22 protein-coding genes are annotated in these 20698 nt (G+C 67.0%); 10 read left to right on the plus strand and 12 right to left on the minus strand.

Translation table 11 applies throughout. From position 1 onward, the window contains the following. The first annotated feature begins 72 nt into the window (after positions 1 to 72). Complete coding sequence (locus ACMGEZ_RS04150; protein ID WP_436820988.1) at positions 73 to 2199, plus strand: type IV pilus assembly protein FimV; 2127 nt, start codon at positions 73 to 75, stop codon at positions 2197 to 2199. Here the strand turns inward: ACMGEZ_RS04150 and ACMGEZ_RS04155 are convergent. The 4 genes from ACMGEZ_RS04155 to lexA form a co-directional block, all read right to left on the minus strand. Continuing rightward, on the minus strand, positions 2189 to 3361 hold the full coding sequence (locus tag ACMGEZ_RS04155; protein ID WP_436820989.1) for an MFS transporter: 1173 nt from the start codon (positions 3359 to 3361) through the stop codon (positions 2189 to 2191). The genes ACMGEZ_RS04150 and ACMGEZ_RS04155 overlap by 11 nt on opposite strands. Then, positions 3358 to 4365, minus strand: coding sequence for a D-2-hydroxyacid dehydrogenase family protein (locus ACMGEZ_RS04160; RefSeq protein ID WP_436820990.1), 1008 nt, complete (start codon positions 4363 to 4365; stop codon positions 3358 to 3360). The genes ACMGEZ_RS04155 and ACMGEZ_RS04160 overlap by 4 nt, the downstream gene beginning before the upstream one ends. Positions 4366 to 4487: 122 nt before the next feature. Continuing rightward, positions 4488 to 4820, minus strand: coding sequence for a hypothetical protein (locus tag ACMGEZ_RS04165; protein WP_436820991.1), 333 nt, complete (start codon positions 4818 to 4820; stop codon positions 4488 to 4490). 145 nt (positions 4821 to 4965) lie between these two features. After that, on the minus strand, positions 4966 to 5640 hold the full coding sequence (gene lexA / locus ACMGEZ_RS04170; protein ID WP_028260076.1) for a transcriptional repressor LexA: 675 nt from the start codon (positions 5638 to 5640) through the stop codon (positions 4966 to 4968). Positions 5641 to 5714: 74 nt separating this feature from the next. Here lexA and ACMGEZ_RS04175 point away from each other — a divergent pair, with 74 nt between their 5' ends. From ACMGEZ_RS04175 to ACMGEZ_RS04185, 3 genes are read left to right on the plus strand one after another with little or no spacing between them, the layout of a single operon-like run. Beyond that, a complete protein-coding gene (locus ACMGEZ_RS04175; RefSeq protein WP_436820992.1) occupies positions 5715 to 6710 on the plus strand; it encodes an asparaginase in 996 nt (331 codons plus the stop codon). A gap of 4 nt (positions 6711 to 6714) precedes the next feature. After that, a complete protein-coding gene (locus ACMGEZ_RS04180; RefSeq protein ID WP_436820993.1) occupies positions 6715 to 7131 on the plus strand; it encodes a hypothetical protein in 417 nt (138 codons plus the stop codon). 15 nt (positions 7132 to 7146) lie between these two features. Then, on the plus strand, positions 7147 to 7620 hold the full coding sequence (locus tag ACMGEZ_RS04185; protein WP_436820994.1) for a DUF6152 family protein: 474 nt from the start codon (positions 7147 to 7149) through the stop codon (positions 7618 to 7620). Positions 7621 to 7623: 3 nt separating this feature from the next. Here the strand turns inward: ACMGEZ_RS04185 and adk are convergent, their stop codons facing one another. The 6 genes from adk to ACMGEZ_RS04215 all read right to left on the minus strand — a co-directional run bounded on the left by adk (position 7624) and on the right by ACMGEZ_RS04215 (position 11448). Continuing rightward, positions 7624 to 8280 (minus strand): adenylate kinase, encoded by a 657-nt coding sequence (gene adk, locus ACMGEZ_RS04190; RefSeq protein ID WP_436820995.1) that lies wholly within the window; start codon positions 8278 to 8280, stop codon positions 7624 to 7626. A gap of 124 nt (positions 8281 to 8404) precedes the next feature. Further along, positions 8405 to 9166, minus strand: coding sequence for a 3-deoxy-manno-octulosonate cytidylyltransferase (gene kdsB, locus ACMGEZ_RS04195; protein ID WP_436820996.1), 762 nt, complete (start codon positions 9164 to 9166; stop codon positions 8405 to 8407). Positions 9167 to 9168: 2 nt separating this feature from the next. Next, complete coding sequence (locus ACMGEZ_RS04200; protein WP_068679561.1) at positions 9169 to 9351, minus strand: Trm112 family protein; 183 nt, start codon at positions 9349 to 9351, stop codon at positions 9169 to 9171. Beyond that, complete coding sequence (lpxK, locus tag ACMGEZ_RS04205) at positions 9332 to 10312, minus strand: tetraacyldisaccharide 4'-kinase (protein WP_436820997.1); 981 nt, start codon at positions 10310 to 10312, stop codon at positions 9332 to 9334. Before lpxK ends, ACMGEZ_RS04200 begins: the two co-directional genes overlap by 20 nt. 1 nt (position 10313) lies before the next feature. Next, on the minus strand, positions 10314 to 10739 hold the full coding sequence (locus ACMGEZ_RS04210; RefSeq protein ID WP_436821363.1) for an ExbD/TolR family protein: 426 nt from the start codon (positions 10737 to 10739) through the stop codon (positions 10314 to 10316). A 76-nt stretch (positions 10740 to 10815) separates the two neighbouring features. After that, positions 10816 to 11448 (minus strand): MotA/TolQ/ExbB proton channel family protein, encoded by a 633-nt coding sequence (locus tag ACMGEZ_RS04215; RefSeq protein WP_436820998.1) that lies wholly within the window; start codon positions 11446 to 11448, stop codon positions 10816 to 10818. Positions 11449 to 11762: 314 nt separating this feature from the next. Between ACMGEZ_RS04215 and xseA the strand changes: the two genes are divergently transcribed. Together xseA and ACMGEZ_RS04225 are read left to right on the plus strand one after the other, a co-directional pair. After that, positions 11763 to 13073, plus strand: a complete 1311-nt coding sequence (gene xseA, locus ACMGEZ_RS04220) for an exodeoxyribonuclease VII large subunit (protein ID WP_436820999.1) — start codon at positions 11763 to 11765, stop codon at positions 13071 to 13073. A 47-nt stretch (positions 13074 to 13120) separates the two neighbouring features. Then, a complete protein-coding gene (locus ACMGEZ_RS04225; RefSeq protein ID WP_436821000.1) occupies positions 13121 to 13702 on the plus strand; it encodes a superoxide dismutase in 582 nt (193 codons plus the stop codon). A 67-nt stretch (positions 13703 to 13769) separates the two neighbouring features. On the opposite strand, the gene ACMGEZ_RS04230 is transcribed toward ACMGEZ_RS04225, so the two are convergent. Next, on the minus strand, positions 13770 to 14222 hold the full coding sequence (locus tag ACMGEZ_RS04230; protein WP_436821001.1) for a DUF192 domain-containing protein: 453 nt from the start codon (positions 14220 to 14222) through the stop codon (positions 13770 to 13772). A 163-nt stretch (positions 14223 to 14385) separates the two neighbouring features. Continuing rightward, positions 14386 to 14703: a cell envelope biogenesis protein TolA gene (locus tag ACMGEZ_RS04235; protein WP_436821002.1), complete on the minus strand. Its 318-nt coding sequence runs from the start codon at positions 14701 to 14703 to the stop codon at positions 14386 to 14388. Between the two features lie 197 nt (positions 14704 to 14900). Between ACMGEZ_RS04235 and icd the strand changes: the two genes are divergently transcribed. The 4 genes from icd to cls all read left to right on the plus strand — a co-directional run bounded on the left by icd (position 14901) and on the right by cls (position 20662). Continuing rightward, a complete protein-coding gene (gene icd / locus ACMGEZ_RS04240; RefSeq protein ID WP_436821003.1) occupies positions 14901 to 16160 on the plus strand; it encodes an NADP-dependent isocitrate dehydrogenase in 1260 nt (419 codons plus the stop codon). Positions 16161 to 16380: 220 nt separating this feature from the next. Next, entirely contained in the window at positions 16381 to 16740 is a 360-nt protein-coding gene (gene clpS, locus ACMGEZ_RS04245; protein ID WP_436821004.1) for an ATP-dependent Clp protease adapter ClpS, read from the plus strand. A 54-nt stretch (positions 16741 to 16794) separates the two neighbouring features. Continuing rightward, a complete protein-coding gene (clpA, locus tag ACMGEZ_RS04250) occupies positions 16795 to 19113 on the plus strand; it encodes an ATP-dependent Clp protease ATP-binding subunit ClpA (protein ID WP_436821005.1) in 2319 nt (772 codons plus the stop codon). Positions 19114 to 19204: 91 nt separating this feature from the next. Next, on the plus strand, positions 19205 to 20662 hold the full coding sequence (gene cls / locus ACMGEZ_RS04255) for a cardiolipin synthase (protein ID WP_436821006.1): 1458 nt from the start codon (positions 19205 to 19207) through the stop codon (positions 20660 to 20662). Positions 20663 to 20698 lie beyond the last annotated feature (36 nt).

A 20698-nucleotide genomic window follows, 5' to 3' on the forward strand; every position in this document is an offset into this window, starting at 1 on the left:
TTACTCATTTTGCAACCACCACGTTTGGCTGCGGCCCTGTTTCTGCTCGGGTTCGCACTTGAATCGTCTGGCTTGACGATCGGGCGACCCCAAGGGGCCGTCTGGATCGGCAAGCCCCTGGATGTCGTGGTTCCGCTTTCGCTGGGCGATGCCGAAAGCGCTGGCGGCCTGTGCCTGGAAGCCGAGGTGGTTCAAGGCGATTTGCGCATCCCCGACCGGAGCCTGACGATATCGCTCGAGCCCGGCCGCAGCGCCGCCGATTCGCGCATGCGCATCCGCTCGACTGTCACGATCGACGAGCCGGTAGTCAACCTGAACGTGCGGGCGGGCTGCGAAACGCGCTCCACACGCAGCTACGTGTTGCTGGCCGATGTGCCCACGGAGGCCTCCCTGCCCAGTGTTGCCATGCCGGGCCAACGGCCCGCGGCCGGAACGCCGGCGGCGGTGGGCGCACCGCAGCGTTCGCCTTCGCGCGTGGCTGGGGCAGGCTCCTCTTCCGGTTCCGAGGGCGCGGCACCTGCGCGGCGCAACGCCGCTGCTGCCGCTCCCGCTGCAGGCACCCACGCCGGCGACGCGCAGCCGCCGCGCCGAAGCGCCGCGGCATCGCCAAGCAGACCCGCCGCGGCGCAGCCCCGGCCCCCCGAAGCTCCGCGCGCCTCTACGCCCGGCGCGGCAACTGCGCCAGCCACGCCCGCGCGCGGCGCCGCGCCAGTCGGACCGCGCCTGCAGCTCGAATCGATGGAGCCAGCTCCCACCGCTGCCCCAGGCCTCAAGACCACGCCACAACTGACGCTGCCCAGGGCCGAGGACCCGGCCCGCCGCAGCGCGGCCGCTGCGGAATGGCGCGTTCTCAGCGGCGAGCCCGAGGCGGCGCAGCGTGAGGCCCAGCGCATGCAGGCGCTGGAAGCTACGCTGACCACGCTGCGCGAGCAGACGGCGCAAAACCAGCGCGCGCTGCTCGAGCTGCGCACCGAACTCGCGCAGGCGCGGGAAGACCGCTACCGCAATCCGCTCGTCTACGCCCTGATCGGCCTGCTGCTGCTCGCGCTCATCGCGATCCTGCTGCTGTGGCGCCAGATTGCGCGCCGGGCAGAGCCGGCCTGGTGGCGCGAGCCGGCGTCCACGCGTGACGCGGGGCCCACGCAACCCAGCGCGTTGGGCGAATTGCTTGACGAAGACGAAGGCGCCGGCCCCTCCGGCCGGCGGCGCAGCGCGAATGCCACCAGCTTCGGTGCGGCAACGTTTGCGGACCTGGGCGCCGAGAACAACAGCGGCTTCGGCGATTCGCAGCCCCATCCTCGCGCGGTGGACAGCACGCCGTCGCGGACGGTCAACACCGAAGAGCTGTTCGACGTCCAGCAGCAGTCCGACTTCTTCCTCTCGCTGGGCCAGCACGACCAGGCGATCGCAGTGCTGCGCGAGCACATTGCCAGCAATCCGGGCACCAGCGCCTTGGCCTATCTGGACCTGCTGCGCATCTATCACTCGCTGGAGCGCAAGGACGACTATGCTCGCCTGGCGGAAGAGTTCGAACGCGTCTTCAATGCCGATGTCCCGGCTTTCGAGCATTTCAACGAGACGGGCAAGGGCCTCGAGCACTATCGCAACACACTGGCGCGCATCGAATCGCAATGGCCGGCGCCGGGCACCCTGGCGCTGATCGAGGAACTGATCTTCCGCAAGCCTGGCGCGAATGAGGACGAGGCCTTCGACCTCGCGGCCTACCAGGAATTGCTGCTGCTCTATTCGGTCGCCAAGGAGGTGATCGACCCGGCCAGTGCCTCGCCCGCGCCGGTGACGCAGCCTGCCTTCGTCGACACCTTCGGCCATGAACAGCTGGCCACGACGCCCGCGCCGCTCGAAGCCCGGAGCCAACCCGAGCCCGTCGAGGACGGACCGATGCTGCCGGACTCGATCTACGGCGCAATCGACGACAGGCTGGAGCACGAGACCGTGCTGGTGCCCGACGCCCCCGTTTCGGCATCGGTTGCACCGGACCACGGGTCGCGGCGCGTCGTTCAGCCCGATGCCAGCCTCGACCTGGCCGAGTTCGACAAGACGGCCTTCGAGACCATGCGGGCCCCATTGGAGACACCGACACAGCCGCCGGCGCCATCGACCGACCCCCATGTGATCGATTTCGAACTCTTCGATCCGGACACCGAAGCCGAGATCGCGCCCAAGCCGGTCAAGCGCTGAAGGCAGGGCGGCGGGTCTGAGCCCGATCGACGGCCAGGCTCAGCAACAGCGCGCACACCAGCATTGCGAAGCCGGCCCAACTCATCCAGGCAATGGCGTCGTGCGCCAACAGCCAGCCGCCGGCCGCGGCTCCTACCGCCTGCCCCACGTAGATCCCCGAGCTGTTGAGCGCCACCGAGCCGGGCGCGAGCGCCGGCGCCATCGACACCAGCCGCGCCTGCTGCGCCGAGTTGGTGGCGAAGCAACCCAGGCCCCAGGGAACCAGGATGAGCGCCAGGCCGGCGAGGGTGACGCCCAGTGGCCACAGGAGCAGGCTCAATGCGATCAGCGCGGTGGTAACGAGCACCATCCGGGGTGCACCGACGCGATCGATGAACCGGCTCACGAGCATGTTGCCCAGCAGGCCGCAGACGCCGAACCAGCCCCACAAGAGGCCGAGCGCGGTGGCGTCGGCGCCGACGGTCTCGCGCAGCACGGGCGCGAAGTAGCTGAACAGCACGAACTGGCCCGAGCCCTGCAGCGCCGTGACTGCCACCACGCCCATCAGCAGCGGGCTCTTGAGCACCTGCGCCCAGGCGGCGCGCGTCAATGCCGGCGGCCGAATGCCGCTCGGCAGCTGGTGCCAGATCCAGGCCGCGCTCAGCAGCGACAGCACGGCGATCGCCGCGAAGGCCGTGCGCCAGCCGAAATGGCCGCCGATCAGGGCGCCGAGAGGCAGGCCGAGCACCGAGGCCATGGACCAGCCGAGAAAGACGAAGGTCACGGCGCGGCCCCGCTGCTCCAGCGGCACCAGCATGCCCACGCAGGCCGCCGCCTGGGGCGTGAAGATCGCGGGCGAGATGACGGTCAGCATGCGCACGGCCAGCAGCCCGCCATAGCTCGGCATCAGCGTCGCGACGAGGTGGCCGGCTGCGTACCACAGCATGGTGCAGGCCAGCAGCAGCCGCCGGTCCCAGCCCGCCACGACGGCGGCCAGAAGGGGCGCGCCGAAGCACACCACCGCCGCCCCGGCGGTGATCAGCTGGCCCGCCGTGGCAGGGCTGACCTGCAAGGAATTGCTGAGTTCGTTGAGCGTGCCGGGCACCACCATCACCCCGGTGCCGATCACGAAGTTGCCTGCCAGCAAGGCCCAAAGGGACGCCGGCAGCGCGGGACGCCTCAACGTCGCACCTGCAGCGCGCCCGGGTTGACGATGTTGGTCGGGTTGCCCTTGATGAAGCTGACGACGTTGTCGAAAGCCTGGCCGAAATACATCTCGTAGCTGTCCTGCTCGACGTAGCCGATGTGCGGCGTGCAGATGCAGTTCTCCAGGCGCAGCAGCGCGTGGCCTTGCAGCGGCGGCTCGCTTTCGAAAACGTCGATCGCTGCCAGCCCGGGCCGCCCGCGGTTGAGCGCGGCGAGCAGCGCATCCTGTTCCACCAGCTCCGCGCGCGAGGTGTTGACGAAGAGTGCGGTGGGCTTCATGCGCGAGAGATCCTCGAGCGTGACCAGGCCTCGGGTCTCCTCCGTGAGTCGCAGGTGGATCGACAGCACGTCCGCCGCGGCAAAGAAGGCTTCGCGATTCGGCGCCACCTGGAAGCCGTCAGAGCGGGCGCGGGCGCAGCTCTCTTCGCGGCCCCAGATCACCACCTGCATGCCGAAGGCCTGGCCATAGCGTGCCACCAGCTGGCCGATGCGGCCATAGCCCCAGATGCAAAGCGTCTTGCCCTTGAGCACCGAGCCGAGCCCGAAGTTGGGCGGCATGGACGCGGACTTGAGCCCCGATTGCTGCCAGGCGCCATGCTTGAGGTTGCTGATGTACTGCGGGAGGCGGCGCATTGCCGCCATGATCAGCGCCCAGGTGAGCTCGGCCGGCGCCAGCGGCGAGCCCGAGCCCTCGGCGACCGCCACGCCGTGCTCGGTGCAGGCATTGACGTCGATGTGTTGGCCAGCCCGCCCGGTTTGCGAGATCAGCTTGAGCTTGGGCAGCTTCTCGATCAGTTGGCGCGATATCTGGGTGCGTTCGCGGATCAGCACGATCACGTCGGCATCCTTGAGCCTCACCGAGAGCTGTCCGATGCCCTTGACCGTGTTGGTGTAGACCTTGGCGGCATACGCGTCGAGCTTGGAGGCGCAGCGCAGTTTGCGCACTGCGTCCTGATAGTCGTCGAGGATCACGATGTTCATGGCGTGCCATTGTGCCTCGCACCATGCACGGATCCGCGCGCCACGCGCCAGAAGCGCAGGGCGCTCCTGGGACATGCCCCGCGGGCCGGGCGCTCAGCGCGCCTGGACCCGGCGCGCGATCGTCAATGCAGATGGCCCGGCGAAGGCGCCGCACTTGCAGCTTCCAGGGCAACCAGCCGGTCGAGCTCGGCGCAGACATCCGCCATGCGGCCGGAGATCACGACTCGGCCGGTGCTCGGCCCCTGGTGTTGCGCATCGACCGTGCGCACCACGCGCAGCGGCCGGGGCGGTGCCGACAGGCGGGATGCCGGCGTGACGGGCCGCACGGCGCAACTGGGGCGGATGCCGACGTAGCGGAGGCCGGAAGCGCTTCGGCGGCGCGACGGTATCCAGCGGCTGGCAAGTGATTGAAGGGGCGTGAACAGGTCGACGAAGCTGAGCAGAGCGATTCCCATGTGAACTCCATGAAGGTCAGAGATTGAACATAGGCAGGATTGCTTTCGCCGGCCGCGACAGGGTGATGGCCCTTGGCCATACGCCCGCCACCTGTCGCAGCCGCTGGGCAGCGTGAGCGGGATTCGCTCAGGCCGCCTTGTGCGGCTACATCAGCATCGTGTTGCGGATCAGGCCGACGGCGAGGCCTTCGATCTCGAAAGGCTCGCCCGGCTGCACGATGATGGTGGGGTAGTCGGGGTTCTCGGCGTGCAGCTCGATGACCTGCTTGTTGCGCTTGAGGCGCTTGACCGTGACTTCGTCGCCCAACCGCGCCACGACAATCTGGCCGTTGCGGGCCTCCTTGGTGGCCTGCACGGCGAGCAGGTCGCCGTCCATGATGCCGGCGTCGCGCATGGACATGCCGCGCACCTTGAGCAGGTAGTCCGGCTGGCGCTGGAACAGCGTGTTCTCGACGTAGTAGGTCTGGTCCACGTGCTCTTGCGCCAGGATGGGCGAACCGGCAGCGACGCGCCCGATCAACGGCAGCGCGAGCTGGGCCATGCCGGGCAGTGAAAGCGAGAACTGGTTGTTGCGCGATTCGTTCAGCGAGCGCAGCGCATCGCCCTTGAGCCGGATGCCGCGCGAGGTGCCGCTCACGAGCTCGATGACGCCCTTGCGCGCCAAGGCCTGCAGATGCTCTTCGGCCGCATTGGCGGACTTGAAGCCCAGCTCGGCGGCGATCTCGGCACGGGTGGGCGGCGCGCCGGTGCGTGCGATGGCGCTCTGGATGAGGTCCAGAATCTGCTGCTGGCGGGCGGTAAGCTTGACGGCGAACTGCATTGACGACTCCTTGCGGCACTGGCTGAATATCCAGTACCTGTATTTTTAACCAGTTTCCGGAGCTTTGGCAAGTCATGGTCGACAACATCAGCGAAGGCAGGCGTCGTGTAGTCGTCCTGGGCACGGGCGGCACCATCGCGGGCCGCTCGGCCGCAGCGGCCGACAACGTCGGCTATACGGCCGGCCAGGTGGGCGTGACCGAGTTGCTGGAGGGCATCGCGGCGCCGGCGGGCATCGCGCTGCAGACCGAGCAGGTGGCCCAGGTGGACAGCAAGGACATGGGCTACGGGATCTGGCGCAGCCTGGCCGAGCGCTGTGCCCACTGGCTGGCACAGGCCGACGTAGCGGGCGTGGTCATCACCCACGGCACGGACACCCTGGAGGAAACCGCGTTCTTTCTTCAGTCCGTGCTGGCGCCGTCCAAACCGGTCGTGCTGACCAGCGCCATGCGGCCTGCAACCGCGCTGACGCCGGACGGGCCGCAGAACGTACGCGATGCCATCGCGGTCGCCGCGAGCGCACGTGCGCGGGGCGTGGTGGCGGTGTGCGCGGGCGCGGTGCACAGCGCCTTCGATGTGCAGAAGGTACACACCTACCGGGTCGACGCCTTCGGTTCCGGCGATGCGGGGCCAGTGGCCTATGTGGAAGAGGGCGCCTTGCGCGAGCTCAGGAACTGGCCCGCGTCGCCCCCTGAGCCTGCACGGTTGTGCTTCGAGCTGATGCAGCAGGCCGCCCGCTGGCCGCGTGTGGAGATCCTGATGAGCCACGCGGAGGCGCGCGGCAGCATCGTCGATGCGCTGATCCTGGAGCAGCAAGCAGGCGCTGCGGAACCGGTGCAGGGCCTGGTGCTCGCGGCCACCGGCAACGGCACCCTGCACGAGGCGCTGGAAGCGGCCGCGCTGCGAGCACAGGCGGCCGGCATTGCGGTCGTGCGCGCCACGCGCTGCCTGCAGGGCCGCATTCTCCCCACGCCGGGTGCTGCGCTGCGCGACGCCGGCGCCCTGACGCCGGTGAAGGCGCGCATTGCCCTGGCGCTGGAACTGATGGCCACGCAGGCCGGCGGCGTCTGAGCGCATGTTCGAGGCCCTGCGCTCGCACGCCTGGCTCTATCCGGCGCTGGAGGTGGTGCACATCGTCGGCATCGCGCTGCTGCTCGGCAACCTGGTGGCGCTCGAGGTACGGGTGTTCGGGCGCGCTGCCGTCCTGCCGGTGGCGGCCATGGCCAGGTTGTCGCTGTCGATCGCGGCCAGCGGCTTCGCACTTGCGGCGGCCAGCGGTTCGCTGATGTTCGCCACCCAGCCGGCGGAACTGCTGGCCAATCAGACCTTCCTGATCAAGATGGGCCTGCTGGTGGCCGCCGGCTTCAACGCAGGCTGGTTCCACATGCGCGGCTCGCTGCACAAACTCGATGCGATGGCGCGGGTACAAATGTTGTTATCTACTGCGATCTGGCTGGCCGTCGTGTTCTGCGGCCGTTGGATCGCCTACTGAAGAGGAGCTTTCTCGATGAAACGTCGCGATATCGTCATCGCCGCCGCGTCCCTGCCGCTGGCCACACCCCTTGCCTGGGCCCACCATGGCTGGAGCAGCTTCGACCAGGACCGTCCGATCTATCTCGAAGGAAGGGTGGCGCAGGTGCGCTGGCAGAACCCGCATGCGGAACTGTTGATCGACGTCCCGTCCGGGCTCAAGGTGCCGGCCGATCTGGGGAAACGGGCGCTGCCCCCGCAGAGCGCGCCGGTCGACGGTCCGGGCTTGCTCGCGCGGGCAACCGCGCCTCGCCGCACTGACCGCCAGTGGGAGCTCGAACTCGCGCCGCTGACGCGCATGGAGGCCTGGAAGGTCGCGGAGATCAAGCCGGGCACCGCTGTCTCTGCGGTGGGCTTCACGTTCAAGGAAGAAAAGGGAGAGCCCGTGATGCGCGTCGAATACCTGTTCGTCGACGGCAAGGCCTACGGGCTGCGTTCCAGCCCTGCCTGACGATCAGCTCGCCAAGGCAGCCAGCGCGCGCTGGGTGATTTCGTCGACGCTGCCGACGCCGCTGATCACCCGGTACTTCGGCGCGGTCTCGGGTTCGGCCTTGGCCCAGGCTGCGTAGTAGTCGACCAGCGGCCGGGTCTGCTGGCTGTAGACCTCGAGGCGGTGGCGCACCGTCTCTTCCTTGTCGTCGTCGCGCTGGATCAGGTCTTCGCCCGTGATGTCGTCCTTGCCGTCGACCTTCGGCGGGTTGAACTTGACGTGGTAGATGCGCCCGGACGCCGGGTGCGAGCGGCGGCCGCTCATGCGCTCGATGATGTCGGCGAAGGGCACGTCGATCTCGAGCACGTAGTCGAGCTTGACGTTGGCTGCACGCATGGCGTCGGCCTGCGGGATGGTCCGGGGGAAGCCGTCGAAGAGAAAGCCGTTGGCGCAGTCCGGCAGCGCGAGGCGCTCCTTGACCAGGTCGATGATCAGGTCGTCGCTCACCAATGCGCCGGAGGCCATCACCGCCTTGGCCTGCAGGCCGAGCGGGGTGCCGGCCTTGACGGCCGCGCGCAACATGTCGCCGGTGGAGATTTGAGGAATGCCGTACTTCTGGCAGATGAAGGCAGCCTGTGTGCCCTTGCCCGCCCCGGGGGCGCCCAACAAAATCAGTCTCATGGTGTCCTCGGAGGTTCTTCGATCTTCTGTCGCGCCTGGCATGCCGGTGACTGCGTTGCATAGGGCGGAGTTGCGTCGAGGATAGCACGCACTCTCGAGCGAATACGCCCGCCGGCGGGCGTGATCAGGCGGCGAAAAGGGCGCGGACCCGCGCGAGGTCTTCGGGCGTGTCGATCCCCGGGCCGGGCGCATGCGTGCTCACATGCACGGCGATGCGATAGCCGTGCCACTGGGCGCGCAACTGCTCCAGCGCCTCGGTCGCCTCCACGGGCGCAGGCGGCAGATCCGGGAACTGCCGCACGAAGCCCGCGCGGTAGCCGTAGATGCCGATATGGCGCAGCGGTGACGGGGAAGTCGGCAAGGCCGTCGGCCCGTTCTTCGCGAAGCCGTCGCGCCACCAGGGGATCGGTGCCCGGCTGAAGTAGAGCGCGTTGCCCCGGGCGTCGAGCACCGTCTTGACGACGTTGGGATTGAGGAAGTCCTCGAGGGAATCGATGGCATGCGCGGCCGTGCTCATCGCCGCATCGGGATGCGAAGCCAGGGTTCGGGCAACGGCGTCGATCAGAGATGGATCGATCAGCGGCTCGTCGCCCTGGACGTTCACCACGATCTCGTCGTCCGCAAGCCCCAGCTGCACGCAGGCTTCGGCCAGGCGGTCACTGCCGCTGGCATGATCGGTCCGGGTCAGCAAGACCTCGACGCCGTGCGCCTCGCAGGCGGCGACGATGCGAGCGTCATCGGCGGCGACCACCACGCGCTCGGCGCGGGACTGTCGCGAACGCTGTGCGACACGCACCACCATGGGCACGCCGGCGATGTCCGCCAGGGGCTTGTCGGGCAGTCGCGTGGAGGCGAGCCGCGCCGGGATCAGGACGGCGTAGCGCAAGCTCAGAGCCCCAGTTCCTCGTCGGACAGCGTGCGGGCCTCGGTCTCGAGCAGCACCGGAATGCCGTCGCGTACCGGGTAGGCCAGGCGGGCGCTGCGCGAGCGCAGCTCCTGCGCCTCGGGATGCCAGGTGAGCGGTCCCTTGGTCACGGGGCAGACGAGCAGTTCAAGCAGCTTGGTGTCCATCGAGCGATGATAGCTTTGCGTCGAGTGCGCGGAAGAAGGCCGGCTCGGGTTGGAACACCAGCGGCAGCGCGAGCGCGTCGGGCGCGCGGCGCCACAGCTTGAGCGCATCTTTCTCGGTGCACAGCAGCACGTAGCCTGTGCCCGGCGGCGCTTGCCAGTCGGTGAAATCGTGGTGGTCGGGCAGCGCAATGCACTGCTGCGGCGCGAACCCGCGATCACGCAGCATCTGAAAGAAGGCCTCGGGCTTTGCGATGCCCGCAACGGCCACCAGCGGCCGGCCCGCAAGCGATGCGAGCGGCACCGGGGTGCCGTCCAGCCGCAAGGCCGCATTGGCGAGCGAACGCTGCGCCGTGAAGCCGGCGAAAGCAGGGCGCGCGCCGGTGTGGAGCACCAGATCGCAGTGCCGTGGCCAGCGCTCGCGCAGCGGCCCGGCGGGCAGCAACCAGCCATTGCCCGTGCCGCGGTCGTCGAAGACGCAGATCTCGATGTCGCGTGCCAGCGCCAGGTGCTGCAGGCCGTCGTCGCTCACGATGCACTGCGTGCCCGGGTGGCGCGCCAGCAAGGCACGCGCGGCCTCGATGCGGCGCCGCGCCACGAAGACCGGCGCCCCGGTCGAACGGCGGATCAAGGCCGGCTCGTCGCCGACCTCGCGCGGGTCGCTGTCCTCGTGCACTTCCCGGCAGTCGTCGGTGGTCCGGCCGTAGCCGCGCGAGACCACGCCCACTTTCAGTCCGCGCGCCTGGAGGTGGCGTACCACGGCCATCACGACCGGCGTCTTGCCCGAGCCGCCGGCGATCACGTTGCCGACCACCACCACCGGCACGCCGACTCGCTCGGTGCCGAGCAACCCCAGGCGATATAGCGTTCGCCGGAGGGCCGTCAGCGTCCCATAGACAAGGGAGAGGGGCCACAGCAAGCCCGCGAGCACTCCGCGGTGCAGCCAAGCCCCCTGCAGGTCCAAACTAACGTCCCGCCCGTGCGGCCGACTGGGTGGCGAAGGTGATCTGCATGAGGCCGGCGCGACGCGCGGCTTCCATCACCGTGATCACCGATTGATGGGCGGTGGTGGCATCGGCGCTGATGATCACGATGCTGTCCTTGCCGCCGTTGGACGCGGCGCCCAGGGCCTCGGCCACTGCTTCCACGCTGCGATCGGGCAGCACGGTCTTGTTGATCGAGTAGCGGCCGTCGGCGGAGACACCGACGATCACCTCCTTCGGGTAGTCGCGCTGGGCCTCCACATCGGCCACCGGCAGGCGCAGCTGCATTTCCGTGAACTTGCTGTAGGTGGTCGACAGCATCAGGAAGATGAGCACGACCAGCAGCACGTCGATGAAGGGGATGAGATTGATCTCGGGCTCTTCCTTCGACCCGTGGCTGAAGTGCATCCGCCTCATGGCCGGTCTCCGCCGAAGCGCCTCTTGGGCGGCAACGCAGCACGCGAAGTGGCAAGCGTGGTGGCGTTCATGACCGCAGCGTGTTCAGGTGGCGGGCGAAGCGTTCGCCGGCGAGCTCGAGGTTGAGCAGGTATTCGTCGACGCGGGTGCGGAAGTAACGCCAGAAGATCAGGGCCGGGATCGCCACGATCAGCCCGAAGGCCGTGTTGTAGAGCGCGATGGAAATGCCGTGCGCCATTTGCGCCGGGTTGCCGGAGCCGACCGCGCCGGTGCTGGGCGACTGCGAGCCGAAGATCTCGATCATGCCGATCACCGTGCCCAGCAGGCCGAGCAGCGGCGCCGCCGACGCGATGGTCGCCAGCGCCGGCAGGTAGCGTTCGAGCCGGTGGGCGACGATGCGTCCGGCGGCCTCCATGGACGCGCGCAGGTCGTCCTCGGTCGATTGGGGGTTGGCATTCATGTGGCGGAAGCCGGCCGCCAGCACTTCGCCGAGTCCCGAGTTCCGCTCCAGCTTGGTCACGACGTCCGGACCCGGAATCGCGTTGCGAGACACCGTAATGGCCTCGTCGAGCAATTTGGGAGGAAGAACCTTGGAGGTCTTCAGGCTGGTGAATCGCTCGATGACCAACGCGAGCCCCACCACCGAACAGGCGAGCAGCGGCCAAATTGGCCAGCCCGCAGCAACTATGATCGAAAACAAGGAAATCCCTCCGGCCCGTGGACTGCAAATGCGCGGCGATTATCCACCGTCAGCAGCAGATGTTCCGATTTGTATTTGCCTGTCAGCCACGGCCCACAAGTTCTGTGGATAACTTTGTGGCTAACCCGCGAGCCAAGAGGCAACCAGCCTCATTCCATGGGCCTCGCGCTGGATCGACTGAATTTTGAGCAGCACTTTCTTCAATCGAATCAAAGGCTTGCACGTGAACTCGTGCATGAGATGCCAATGCCCCCAGGTCCCCGTAAGCCATTTGCCTGCTTGTGGACGACTGGCCACCCGATCCCCGTCGGCCCATGAGCGAATTTGAGCCGCAGCCTGTCGGCCCGCGCGTCTGGAACGTTGGCGCGCTGTGCCGCGCAGTCGCGGATGCGCTTGATGCCCGCTTCAACCCGGTCGCGGTGCGTGGCGAGATCAGCGGCTTCTCGCGCGCCGCCAGCGGTCATTGCTACTTTGCGCTGAAGGACGAAAACGGCCAGCTGCGCTGCGCCATGTTCAGGCGTGCCGCGGGCCTGCTTGACTTTCACCCGCGGGACGGCGACCAGGTCGAGGTTCGCGGGCGCCTCGCAGTGTACGAGCCGCGAGGCGACCTGCAACTGGTGGTCGAGAGCCTGCGCCGGGCTGGGCAGGGCGCGCTGTTCGAGCAGTTCCTGCAACGCAAGGCGCGGTTGGAGGCCGAGGGCCTGTTCGATACCGCGCGCAAGCGGCCGTTGCCCGCCATGCCGCGCGCGATCGGCCTCGTGACTTCGCCCGGCGCCGCCGCGCTGCACGACGTGGTCACCTGCCTGCGGCGCCGCGTGCCGCACATCCCTGTGGTGCTGGTGCCCGCCGCGGTCCAGGGCGCGGGTGCGCCGGCGGAACTGGCACGCGCGCTGCAATCCCTCTACGCGCTGCGACCCGAGGTCGACGTGATCCTGCTGGTGCGCGGCGGCGGCTCCATCGAGGATCTCTGGGCATTCAACGACGAAATGCTCGCGCGCACGATCGTGCAGAGCCCGGTGCCCGTCATCAGCGGCGTCGGCCATGAAACCGACTTCACCATCGCCGATTTCTGCGCCGACCTGCGCGCGCCGACACCCACCGCTGCAGCGGAGCTCGTGGCCGCCCCGCGCGAGCTGTGGCTCGGCGCGCTGGCATTGCTCGAAGGGCGCCTGCGCACCGCGCTTTCCGCGCGCCTGGACGCGCTGAATCAGCGGGTCGACGACGCGGCTGCCCGTCTCGCACGCCCCTCGACGCTGGTGCTGCGCCAGCAACTGCGCCTGGCGCAGCACGCGCAGCGCTTTCGGCACGCCATGCTGGCGCGGACCCAGCGACTCGCCCGGAGACAGCAGGAGTTGCAAGCCGAGCTGCCTCTCGATTTCGCGCGCGCGCTGATGCAGCGAAGAGAGCGGCTCGAACGGGCGGCGCTGCGGCTGCAACTGCTCGATCCGACGCTGGTCCTCGAGCGCGGCTATGCCTGGCTCACGGGCGCGGACGGCCGGGCGATCACCCGAGCGCAGCAGCTCGCGCCGGGCGATACGGTCCAGGCGAAGCTTGCCGACGGCACGGCCGACATGACGGTCGTGCGAACGGAGACGACAGGACTGCGTCCGACGCGAGGCTCCTGATTCCTTTCTAGAATGCTTCATCCCACAACCAACCTGCGAGAAAAGACATGGAACACGTCCTCCCACCTCTGCCATACCCGTTGGACGCGCTGGCGCCCGAGTACTCCAAGGAGACGCTGGAGTACCACTACGGCAAGCACCACAACGCCTATGTGGTGAACCTGAACAATCTGCAGAAGGGCACCGAGTTCGAAAACATGGAACTCGAGGAGATCGTCAAGAAGTCCAGCGGCGGCATCTACAACAACGCCGCTCAGATCTGGAACCACACCTTCTTCTGGAACTGCATGAAGCCCGGCGGGGGCGGCGAGCCCAGCGGCGCGCTGGCCAAGGCAATCGACGCCAAGTGGGGCAGCTACGCGGCCTTCAAGGAAGCCTTCGTGAAGTCGGCGGTGGGCAACTTCGGCTCGGGCTGGACCTGGCTGGTGAAAAAGGCCGACGGCACGGTGGACATCGTCAACATGGGGGCCGCGGGCACGCCCCTGACCACGGGCGACAAGCCGCTGCTGACGGTGGACGTCTGGGAGCACGCCTACTACATCGACTACCGCAACCTGCGTCCCAAGTACGTCGAGACCTTCTTCGCCAAGCTGGTGAACTGGGACTTCGCGGCGAAGAACTTCGGCTGAGCCGACTCGCTGCTGCAAGAGAAAAAAGCGACCCGCGGGTCGGCTTTTTCGTGGGCGCCCGCGCGGCTCAGCGCCTGTTGGAGAACAGTTCGCCGTTCAGCTTCGCGCCCTTCTTGATGTTCTTGTGGGTGAACCAGCCCTGGTTCATCTCGAGCACGAAGCGCACGGGCTCCTCGGAGCAGTGGGAGTCGTCGGTCTGCGGCTTCATGTCCGCCAGGTTGACGATGCGCCCGTCATCGGCCACGAAGGCGGCGGTCAGCGGCAGCAAGGTGTTGCGCATCCAGAAACACTGGGTGGCGGGCTGCTCGAAGACGAAGATCATGCCCTCGTTCTGAGGCATCTCCTTGCGGAACATCAGGCCGATCTGCCGCTGTGTCGGGGTCTCGGCGACCTGGGCGTCGATCTGGTACATGCCCGCGGTCAACCGGACACGCCGGAGATCGGTCTGTGGCTGCTGCGCGTGGGCTGGTGCGAGCAGCGCGGCGGCGAGTGCGAGCAGGACGGCAAGGCGCTGGAACATAGGCGGCTGTGGAACAAGGGACGGCGCAAACGAAAATGCCCGCAGTGGCGGGCACGGGTGATTCGGTTGCGGAGCTTACACCTTCATGTGCTCAGCGCGGACGCCCGCACAGCCAAAAAAAAAGCGTTCCGAAGAACGCTTTTTCGATTCAGGGCCGGATGGCTTACTGAGGCGTACCGCCTTGGGCGGGAACCGGCTTCTTGCCGCCGCCCTTGGCGGGACGGCGTGCATCGCGCGTATCGCGACGGGCTTGGGCGGCCTTGTCGGCGCCGGTGGCGGTCACGCCGCCGCTGCCTTCGGCGACCTTGGATTGGTCTCCACCAGGAGCCTTGACTTGGCCAGCAGGCCTTGCAGCCTTCCTGGTTTCGGCGCGCTCAGCGGCCTTGCCCTGACCCTGGGGGTTGATCTCGGCGGGTTGGGTCTGCGCGAATGCGGCGGTGGCGAACAAGCCGGCCATCATGACTGCGAGAACTTTGCTCATTACAGGTTCCTCTGTGTGGAAATGGTTTGAAAACGCCTCCCGGCCAGCAGAAGGTCCGTCAACAACGAGGGCTATAAGGCCGCGGTTGACAAGCCTTCCAGCTCCTCAGGTTGCGTCTAAAATTCTACGGCTATTCAGCCGGCTGGAAACATAGCGTCTTCCTGCCCTTCAATTCATCCCCCGGAGTTCTTACTCTCATGTCCAGCTATCAGCACATCAAAGTCCCGGCCGACGGCCAGAAGATCACTGTCAACGCCGACAATTCCCTCAATGTGCCTGACCAGCCGATCATCCCCTTCATCGAGGGAGACGGCACCGGCCTGGACATCACGCCCGTGATGATCAAGGTGGTCGATGCGGCGGTGGCCAAGACCTACGGCGGCAAGAAGAAGATCCAGTGGATGGAGGTCTATGCCGGCGAGAAGTCGACCAAGGTTTACGGGCCCGACGTCTGGCTCCCGGAGGAAACCCTGCATGCGGTGCGCGACTACGTGGTCTCCATCAAGGGCCCGCTGACCACCCCGGTCGGCGGCGGTATCCGCTCCCTGAACGTCGCCTTGCGCCAGGAACTCGACCTGTACGTCTGCCTGCGTCCCATCCAGTATTTCGAGGGCGTGCCCAGCCCGGTCAAGGAGCCGCACAAGACCAACATGGTGATCTTCCGCGAGAACTCGGAGGACATCTACGCCGGCATCGAGTTCGAAGCCGAAAGCGACAAGGCCAAGAAGCTCATCAAGATCCTGCAGGACGAATTCGGGGTCAAGAAGATCCGTTTCCCCAACACCTCGGGCATCGGCATCAAGCCGGTATCGCGCGAGGGCACGGAGCGCCTGGTGCGCAAGGCGATCCAGTACGCGATCGACAACGACAAGCCCAGCGTGACGATCGTGCACAAGGGCAACATCATGAAGTTCACCGAGGGTGGCTTCCGCGACTGGGCCTACGGCCTGGCGGCCAAGGAGTTCGGCGCCGAGCTGATCGACGGCGGTCCCTGGATGAAGTTCAAGAACCCCAGGACCGGCAAGGAAATCACCGTCAAGGACTCGATTGCCGACGCCTTCCTGCAACAGATCCTGCTGCGCCCGGCCGAGTACAGCGTTATTGCCACCCTGAACCTGAACGGCGACTACGTCTCCGACGCGCTGGCGGCCCAGGTCGGCGGCATCGGCATCGCCCCCGGCGCCAACCTGAGCGACACGGTCGCCATGTTCGAAGCCACCCACGGCACGGCGCCCAAGTACGCCGGCAAGGACTACGTCAACCCCGGCTCCGAGATCCTGTCCGCCGAGATGATGCTGCGCCACATGGGCTGGACCGAGGCCGCCGACCTGATCATCCGCTCCATGGAAAAATCCATTGCGAGCAAGAAGGTCACCTACGACTTCGCCCGCCTGATGGACGGCGCGACCCAGGTGAGCTGCTCGGGCTTCGGCCAGGTCATGATCGACAACATGTAAGGCGTCGCGCGGCGCAATGGGCGCTGGCAGCTCCCGGCCCCGGCTCCGCAAGGCGCCGGGGCTTTTTTCTTTGCCCTGGCCCCGAGTTGCGCTGGGAGGCACGCCGCTTGCGTGCGTTTTGGGGCAATTGCGGCGCCTGCGTCTTGAATGTCACAAAGCTGGCACCAGTTGTTCCATCACGGGCGCTGCAAGCTGCGGGCGGCTCGATAAAATGATTTTCATGGCTACCAAAATCCCCTCGAATCCTCCCAAGCCCCCGGCCGTGACGCCGGGGCAGGACGATGGCGATGCGGTCGTGATCGAGCGGCGCCCGCAGAAGACTGCGCCGCCGCAGATGTATCAGGTCGTGATGCTCAATGACGACTACACGCCCATGGAGTTCGTGATCGTCGTGATCCAGGAGTTCTTCAACAAGGACCGCGAGACCGCCACCCAGATCATGCTCAAGATCCATCTCGACGGGCGCGGTATCTGCGGCGTTTATTCGCGTGACATGGCGGCCACGAAGGTCAATCAGGTGATGGAGGCGGCGCACCAGGCCGGGCATCCGCTCCAATGCGTCAGTGAACCGGTTGAATAAATTGCGCTCCAACCCATCTGAAAATTTATTTACAGCAAGGCAAAAGGAAATCTCATGATTGCCCAGGAACTGGAAGTCAGCCTGCATATGGCTTTTGTCGAAGCCAGGCAGCAGCGCCACGAGTTCATCACGGTGGAGCATCTTTTGCTCGCTTTGCTGGACAACCCGAGTGCCGCGGAAGTTCTGCGCGCCTGCTCGGCCAATGTCGACGACCTGCGTGCGTCGCTCACCAATTTCATCAAGGACAACACGCCGCAGGTGGCGGGTACGGACGACGTGGACACCCAGCCCACGCTCGGCTTCCAGCGCGTGATCCAGCGCGCCATCATGCATGTCCAGTCCACGGGCAACGGCAAGAAGGAAGTCACCGGCGCCAACGTGCTGGTCGCGATCTTCGGCGAGAAGGATTCGCACGCGGTCTACTACCTGCACCAGCAGGGCGTGACGCGGCTGGACGTGGTGAACTTCATCGCCCACGGCATCAAGAAGAGCGATCCGCCGGAAGCCACCAAGAGCAGCGGCGAATCCTCATCCGAGAGTGAAGAAGGCGGCGGCGAGAAGAACGAGAAGTCGTCCCCGCTCGAGCAGTTCACCCAGAACCTCAACCAGATGGCCAAGGACGGCAAGATCGACCCGCTGATCGGCCGCGAGTACGAGGTCGAGCGGGTGATCCAGATCCTGTGCCGCCGCCGCAAGAACAACCCGCTGCTGGTCGGCGAGGCCGGCGTCGGCAAGACCGCGATCGCCGAAGGCCTGGCGTGGCGCATCACGCAGGGCGACGTGCCGGAGATCCTGGCCGAGTCCCACGTGTACTCGCTGGACATGGGCGCGCTGCTGGCCGGCACCAAGTACCGCGGCGACTTCGAGCAGCGCCTGAAGGGCGTGCTCAAGTCCCTCAAGGACAAGCCGAACGCGATCCTCTTCATCGACGAGATCCACACGCTGATCGGTGCCGGCGCCGCCTCTGGCGGTACGCTGGACGCGTCGAACCTGCTGAAGCCCGCCCTGTCCAGCGGCGCGCTCAAGTGCATCGGCGCCACCACCTTCACCGAGTACCGCGGCATCTTCGAGAAGGATGCGGCCCTGTCGCGTCGGTTCCAGAAGGTCGACGTGGTCGAGCCGACCGTGCAGGAAACGGTCGACATCCTGAAGGGCCTGAAGTCGCGCTTCGAGGAGCATCACGGCGTGAAGTACGGCGTGGCTGCGCTGCAGGCGGCGGCGGAGCTGAGCGCCAAGTACATCAACGACCGTCACCTGCCCGACAAGGCGATCGACGTGATCGACGAGGCCGGTGCCGCCCAGCGCATCCTGCCTGCGAACAAGCGCAAGAAGACCATCAGCAAGAGCGAGGTCGAGGAAATCGTCGCCAAGATCGCGCGCATTCCCCCGGCCAACGTCTCGAATGACGACCGCGGCAAGCTGCAGAACATCGAGCGCGACCTCAAGAGCGTGGTGTTCGGCCAGGACAAGGCGCTCGAGGTGCTGGCCTCGTCCGTCAAGATGGCGCGTTCCGGCCTGGGCCGCGACGACAAGCCGATCGGCTCCTTCCTGTTCAGCGGCCCGACCGGCGTCGGCAAGACCGAGGCCGCGAAGCAGCTCGCCTACATCATGGGCATCGAGCTGATCCGCTTCGACATGTCGGAGTACATGGAGCGCCACGCGGTCAGCCGGCTGATCGGCGCGCCTCCGGGCTACGTCGGCTTCGACCAGGGCGGCCTCCTGACCGAGGCCATCACGAAGAAGCCGCACGCGGTGCTGCTGCTCGACGAGATCGAGAAGGCGCATCCGGACATCTTCAACGTGCTGCTGCAGGTGATGGACCACGGCACGCTGACGGACAACAACGGGCGCAAGGCCGACTTCCGCAACGTGATCATCGTGATGACCACCAACGCGGGCGCCGAGACCATGAACAAGGCGACCATCGGCTTCACCAACCCGCGCCAGTCCGGCGACGAGATGGGCGACATCAAGCGCCTGTTCACGCCGGAGTTCCGCAACCGCCTGGATGCGATCGTGAGCTTCAAGGCGCTGGACGAGCAGATCATCCTGCGCGTGGTCGACAAGTTCCTGCTGCAGCTCGAGACGCAGTTGGCCGAGAAGAAGGTCGACGTCACCTTCACCGACGTGCTGCGCAAGCACCTGGCCAAGAAGGGCTTCGATCCGCTGATGGGTGCCCGCCCGATGCAGCGCCTGATCCAGGACACGATCCGTCGCGCCCTGGCAGACGAGCTGCTGTTCGGACGCCTGCAGGAAGGTGGCCGCCTCACCGTCGACCTCGACGACAAGGAAGAGGTCCAGCTGGACATCCAGCCGCTGCCGAAGAAGGAAGGGCGCGCCAAGCCCGAAGCCGAAGAGGCCGCCGCGGGCTGATCTGCGATCCCAGGGACACTGTCCCAAGGCCGGTAGCATTCGCGCTACCGGCCTTTTTTGTTGCACGAACCTTTCCCCTCATCTTCGCCCTTTGATCCTCCCCGAGCTAAGCCAGGAATGGAAGACCGGCCTCTCCCTCGCGTGGAGCGGCTACATCGCGGTGCTTTCCGTCTGGATCGTGATGCAGAAGCGCGCGCCGGTCTCGACGATGAGCTGGATCCTCTCGCTGGCGCTGCTGCCTTTCGCGGGATTCCTCATCTACTACTTCCTCGGGCCGCAGCGGCTGAAGAAGCAGCGCCTCAAGCGGCTGCGCAGCCGCGCCATCGCCCAGGCGCCGGCCGATGTGGCGAGCCTGCGCGCGGCGGCCGATCGGGCGCCGCCGGCGTGGCGCCAGATGGCCGCGCTCGGCACGGCCGCCTGCGGGCTTCCGGTATCGAGCGCGACGGCCGCCGAGCTGCTGTCGGGCGGTGCCCGCACCTTCGACGCCATCTTCGAGGCGATCCGCCAGGCGCGCGACCACGTCCACCTCGAGTACTACATCTTCGAGCCCGACAGGACCGGCACGGCGCTGCGCGACCTGCTGATCGAACGGGCGCGCAATGGCGTTACCGTGCGCCTGCTGCTCGATGCGCTGGGCTCCAAGCGCATCGGGCGCCGCTTCATGGCGCCCATGCTCGAGGCCGGTGTCGAAGTCGCGCTGTTCCACGACACCCGCATCGGCCGGCGGCTGCGACCGGTGACCAACTACCGCACCCACCGCAAGATCGTGGTGTGCGACGGGCGCGTCGGCTTCACCGGCGGCGTCAACATCACCGACGAGGAAGACCGCCGCATCAGGCCCGACGCCTACCACGACGCCCACCTGCGCATCGAAGGCAGCGCGGTGCGCTGGCTGCAGACTACCTTCCTCGAGGACTGGACCTATGCCACCGGGGAGGACCCGCGTCGCATCAATCATGCGCTCGACGTCCTGCTGCCGCGTCTGGCGGGCCAGGACGGCGCAGGCGACATCCCGGTGCAGATCGTCACCAGCGGTCCCGACAGCGGTCTCGAAGCCATCCATCGCATGCACGTCGCGGCCATCCATTCGGCCTCGCACCGGGCCTGGCTCACCACGCCGTACTTCGTGCCGGGCGAGCCGGCGCTGATGGCGCTGACCAGCGCAGCCCTGCGCGGCGTGGACGTCCGCCTGCTGGTGCCGCGCCGCAGCGATTCGCTGATCGTGAGCGCCGCTGCGCGCTCCTACTATGACGAGCTGACCGCCGCCGGCGTCAAGATCTGGGAGTACAAGGCGCGCATGCTGCATTCCAAGACGCTGGTGGTGGACGACAACTGCGCGATCATCGGCACCGCCAACTTCGACAATCGCAGCTTCCGGCTCAATTTCGAGGTGTGCGCCGTGATCTACGGCCCGGCGCTCGCGGAGCCGCTCGCGGCGCAGTTCGAGACCGACCTGCACAGCGCTGCCGCGATTCGTGGGCAGCGGCGCCAGGGTTTCCTGCGCCGCCTTGGCGATGCAACTGCTCGGCTGTTTTCGCCGCTTCTGTAGGAGCGGCGGGCCGGACATCGGGGCGCGAAAGACGCA

The organism is Variovorax stachyos (assembly GCF_051400855.1).
Taxonomy (GTDB): Bacteria; Pseudomonadota; Gammaproteobacteria; order Burkholderiales; family Burkholderiaceae_C; genus Variovorax.